This is a genomic window from Actinomyces sp. MRS3W, assembly GCF_032465695.1.
Lineage (GTDB): Bacteria > Actinomycetota > Actinomycetes > Actinomycetales > Actinomycetaceae > Actinomyces.
Window position 1 is genome coordinate 1 of the sequence record NZ_JAWDJJ010000153.1, and the last position, 5,383, is coordinate 5,383.

Annotated in this window: 2 protein-coding genes; both read left to right on the plus strand. The window is 68.3% G+C overall.

The window, feature by feature from the left end; genetic code table 11:
* Positions 1–390 precede the first annotated feature (390 nt).
* Complete coding sequence (gene gyrB / locus RWX45_RS05460; protein ID WP_316022755.1) at positions 391–2,463, plus strand: DNA topoisomerase (ATP-hydrolyzing) subunit B; 2,073 nt, start codon at positions 391–393, stop codon at positions 2,461–2,463.
* Between the two features lie 117 nt (positions 2,464–2,580).
* Positions 2,581–5,310, plus strand: a complete 2,730-nt coding sequence (gene gyrA / locus RWX45_RS05465; protein ID WP_316022754.1) for a DNA gyrase subunit A — start codon at positions 2,581–2,583, stop codon at positions 5,308–5,310.
* Positions 5,311–5,383 lie beyond the last annotated feature (73 nt).

Consider the following 5,383-nt stretch of genomic DNA (forward strand, 5'->3'; position numbering starts at 1 on the left):
AGGTGGTCGATAACGCCGTGGATGAGGCCCTCGCAGGCTTCTGCGACCACATCGAAGTCACCATTCAGGCCGACGGCTGGCGGCATGGCCGTTTCGGCGGTGCCCGTGGCGGCCGCGGCCCGCGTGACACCTACGGGTGACGTTGCCCACGTTGCGTTTAGCGCAGCGGTGACCCTCGACGGACTCGGGCACGGTAGAATCGTCTCGGAAACGCCCATGGTGCGCCCTGGGCCATGCGCAAGGTACCCACCTACACGCGCCGGGTCCCATGCCCGGATTCCGGTGCCAGAGTGATCACCGGGGTGGAGTGGTGCCGCTGCGGCGCAGATGACGAGGAGCAACTGATACGTGTCTGACCTGGACCAGCCTGTGACTACACCCGCTACGGCGATGACGGACGCTACCGCCGTCGAGACCGCGGCCGACGGCGCCGTAACGGCCCGCTCGGCGTCAAGCCCCGCCAGCTACGATGCCGGAGATATTACCGTCCTCGAAGGGCTTGAGGCGGTGCGCAAACGCCCCGGTATGTACATCGGTTCAACCGGGGAGCGGGGCCTGCACCACCTGGTCTACGAGGTGGTCGATAACGCCGTGGATGAGGCCCTCGCAGGCTTCTGCGACCACATCGAAGTCACCATTCAGGCCGACGGCGGTCTGCGCGTGGTCGACAACGGCCGCGGCATCCCCGTTGACGAGCACCCCACCGAGCACAAGCCCACCGTCGAGGTGGTCATGACCATCCTTCACGCCGGCGGGAAGTTCGGCGGCGGCGGGTACGCCGTCTCCGGTGGACTGCACGGCGTGGGCATCTCCGTGGTCAACGCCCTGTCCACCCGGGTGGACACCGAGGTGCGACGCCAAGGCCACGTGTGGCGCATGAGCTTCGGCGATGGCGGCCGCCCACTGACCCCCCTGGTCATGGGTGAGGAGACCACCGAAACCGGCACTACCCAGACCTTCTACCCGGATCCGGCCATCTTCGAGACGGTCGTATTCGACTACGAGACCCTGCGGCGCCGCTTCCAGCAGATGGCCTTCCTCAACAAGGGCCTGCGCATCAGCCTGACCGACGAGCGCGAGGGCGTGACCGATTCCGGTGACGAAATCACCGGTGACGAGCTCGGTACGGCCGACGATCCGGTCAAGGGGCACCGCAGCGTCACCTACTGCTACGAGCACGGACTGCGCGACTACGTCGCCTTCCTCAACCGTTCCAAGAAGGTTGAGCTCATTCACCCCGAGATCATCGACTTCGAGGCCGAGCAGGACCTCGGTGACGGGCGCGCCATCAGCCTGGAAATCGCCATGCAGTGGACCGGCGCCTATTCGGAGTCCGTCCACACCTACGCCAATACCATCAACACCACCGAGGGCGGCACCCACGAGGAGGGCTTCCGGACCGCGCTGACCACCCTGGTCAACAAATACGGCCGCGAGAAGGGCCTCATCAAGGACAAGGACGACAACCTCACCGGTGACGATATTCGTGAGGGCCTGACCGCAGTCATCTCCGTCAAGCTCACCGACCCGCAATTCGAGGGGCAGACCAAAACCAAGCTCGGCAACACCGAGGCCCGCACCTTCGTGCAGCAGACGGTGTATGCCCGGCTCGGCGACTGGCTGGACTCCCACCCCGCCGACGCCAAGGCCGTGCTCACCAAGGCCACCCAGGCGGCGGCGGCGCGCATGGCCGCCCGCAAGGCCCGGGAGGCCACCCGCCGCAAGGGCGTGCTGGAGTCCGCCTCCATGCCCGGCAAGCTGCGCGACTGCTCCTCCCGGAACGCCGACGAATGCGAGATCTTCATCGTCGAGGGCGACTCCGCCGGCGGATCCGCCGTCGGCGGCCGTGACCCCGAGCATCAGGCGATCATGCCGATCCGCGGCAAGATCCTCAACGTGGAAAAGGCGCGCCTGGACCGGGCCCTGTCCTCCGACACCATCCGCTCCCTCATCACCGCCTTCGGCACCGGCATCGGTGAGGACTTCGACATCTCCAAGCTCCGCTACGGCAAGATCGTCATCATGGCCGACGCCGACGTCGACGGCCAGCACATCGCCACCCTGCTGCTCACCCTGCTGTTCCGCTACATGCGCCCGCTCATCGAACAGGGACACACCTACATCGCCATGCCGCCGCTGTACCGCCTGAAGTGGGTGGGCGCCGAGCACGAATTCGCCTACTCCGACGCCGAACGCGACCAGCTGCTCGCCGCCGGAGCCGAGGCCGGGCGCCGCCTGCCCAAGGAGGGTGGCATCCAGCGCTACAAGGGCCTGGGGGAGATGAACGACCACGAACTGTGGGAGACCACCATGGATCCGGCCAACCGGATCCTCAAACAGGTCACCCTCGACGAGGCCGCCGACGCCGACGAGACCTTCTCCATCCTCATGGGGGACGACGTCGAGCAGCGCCGCTCCTTCATCCAGCGCAACGCCGCCGACGTCCGCTTCCTCGACATCTGAGGCCGCCGGCCGGCGAGACACCGTGCACCGGATGGCGATGCTCATCCCGTCACGCAGTGCTCGCCGAAGGCCCGCCAGTACCGACTACCGCATCTATTCCACCAGTAAAGGAACCTCGTGAGCGACGAGATCACCGAGCTCCCCGCCCCGGAGCCAGCCGCCGACCGCATCCATCCGGTCGATCTCCAGATGGAGATGCAGCGCTCCTACCTCGACTACGCCATGAGCGTCATCGTCGGCCGGGCCCTGCCCGACGTGCGCGACGGGCTCAAGCCGGTCCACCGGCGCGTTCTGTACGCCATGTACGACGGCGGCTACCGTCCCACCGCCTCCTTCTCCAAGTCCTCCCGCGTGGTGGGCGAGGTCATGGGTAACTACCACCCTCACGGCGATGCCGCCATCTACGACGCGCTGGCCCGCCTGGTGCAGTGGTGGTCGCTGCGCTACCCGCTCGTGGCCGGACAGGGCAACTTCGGCACCCCCGGCAACCTCGGCCCCGCGGCGCCCCGTTACACCGAGTGCAAGATGGCGCCCCTGGCCATGGAGATGGTCCGCGACATCGACGAGGAGAGCGTCGACTTCCAGGACAACTACGACGGCCGCAACCAGGAACCGGTCATCCTCCCCTCCCGGTTCCCCAACCTGCTCGTCAACGGTTCCGAGGGCATCGCGGTGGGCATGGCCACCCGCATCCCCCCGCACAACCTGCGAGAGGTCGCCAGCGGCGTCCAGTGGTTCCTGGACCACCCCGACGCCTCCCGCGAGGAGCTGCTCGAGGCGCTGATCCAGCGCATCCCCGGCCCAGACTTCCCCACCGGCGCCACCATTCTGGGCCGCCGCGGCATTGAGGACGCCTACCGCACCGGCCGCGGGTCCATCACCCAGCGCGCCGTCGTCAACGTCGAGGAGATCCAGGGCCGCCAGTGCCTGGTGGTCACCGAGCTGCCCTACCAGGTCAACCCCGACAACCTGGCGGACAAGATCGCCCAACTCGTGCGCGACGGGCAGATCGGCGGCATCGCCGACATCCGCGACGAGACCTCCGGCCGCACTGGCCAGCGGCTCGTCATCGTCCTCAAACGCGACGCGGTGGCCAAGGTCGTCCTCAACAACCTGTACAAGCGCACCCAGCTGCAGGACAACTTCCCCGCCAACATGCTGGCGCTCGTGGACGGCGTGCCCCGCACCCTGTCCCTGGACGGCTTCGTGCGGCACTGGGTCAACCACCAGATCGACGTCATTGTGCGCCGCTCCCAGTACCGGCTGCGCAAGGCCGAGGAGCGCCTGCACATCCTGCAGGGCCTGCTCAAGGCCATCGACGCTCTCGACGCCGTCATCGCCCTCATCCGCCGCTCGCCCACCACCGATGAGGCCCGCACCGGCCTCATGGAGCTGCTCGGCGTCGACGAGGCCCAGGCCGAAGCCATCCTCTCCCTGCAGCTGCGCCGCCTGGCCGCTCTCGAGCGCCTCAAGATTCAGCAGGAGGCCGAGGAACTGCGCGCCCGCGTGGCGGACCTCAAGGACATCATCGCCTCCCCGCAGCGCCAGCGCACCATCGTCTCGGAGGAACTGGCTGAGATTGTCGACAAGTACGGTGACGAGCGCCGCACCACAATCCTGCCCTTCGACGGGGAGATGAGCGCCGAGGACCTCATCCCCGAGGAGGAAGTCGTCGTCACCATCACCCGCTCCGGCTACGCCAAGCGCACCCGCTCCGACGCCTACCGCAGCCAGCACCGCGGCGGCAAGGGTGTGCGCGGCGCCTCCCTGCGCGAAGACGACGTCGTCGACCACTTCTTCGTCACCTCTACCCACAACTGGCTGCTGTTCTTCACCAACCTCGGGCGCGTCTACCGGGCCAAGGCCTATGAGCTGCCCGAGGGCGGTCGCGACGCCAAGGGACAGCACGTGGCCAACCTGCTCGCCTTCCAGCCGGGTGAGGAGATCGCCCAGGTCATGGAGCTCGGCGACTACGCCCAGGCCGACTACCTCGTGCTGGCCACCCGGCGCGGTCTGGTCAAGAAGACGCGCCTGGCCGAATACGACTCCAACCGGTCCGTCGGCCTCATCGCCATCAACCTGCGTGAGGACGCCGACGGCAACCCCGATGAACTGGTATCCGCCTCACTGCTGTCCGCCGGCCAGGACCTGCTGCTGGTCTCCCGCCACGGGCAGGCCCTGCGCTTCACCGCCGACGACGCCACGCTGCGCCCCACCGGCCGCGCCACGAGCGGGGTCACCGGCATGCGCTTCCGCGACGGCGACTCGCTGCTGGCCATGGACGTCGTCGACCCCGCCTGGGAGGACGCCGACCTGTTCGTCGTCACCGAGGGCGGCTACGCCAAGCGAACCCTGGCCACCGACTACCCGGTCAAGGGCCGCGGTGGGCTAGGCGTCAAGGTCGCCGACCTGGTGGAGGAGCGGGGCGACCTCGTGGGGGCGCTCACCACTGCTCCCACCGACGAGGTCCTGTGCATTATGGCCTCCGGCAAGGTGGTGCGCAGCGCCGTTGACGAGGTCTCCCGCACCGGGCGCAACACCCGCGGCGTCACCTTCGCCAAGCCCGATGAGGGCGACCGCATTATCGCCGTCGCCCGCAACGCCGAACGGGAGCTGGACGAGTCCGCCTCGGCTGATTCAGCCGCCTCGGCGGGCTCCGCCGGGTCGGCGGACACCGCCGTCGACACCAACGACACGGACGGCACCAGCCCGGCCGCCGATGGCGCGGCCGCCGGCGCGGAGCACCCCTCTTCGGCCGACTCGGAATCCAACACCGGGGTGGACGCTGCGGATGAGCCCACCGACGCGGTATCGTCTGAGGACGACGAGAGTGAGGTTCAGGCATGAGTCAGCCGGAGTCCTTCCCGCCCGCAACGGACGGACAGACCAAGTCCCCCGCGGCCGCGCCCGGGCCGGCAGC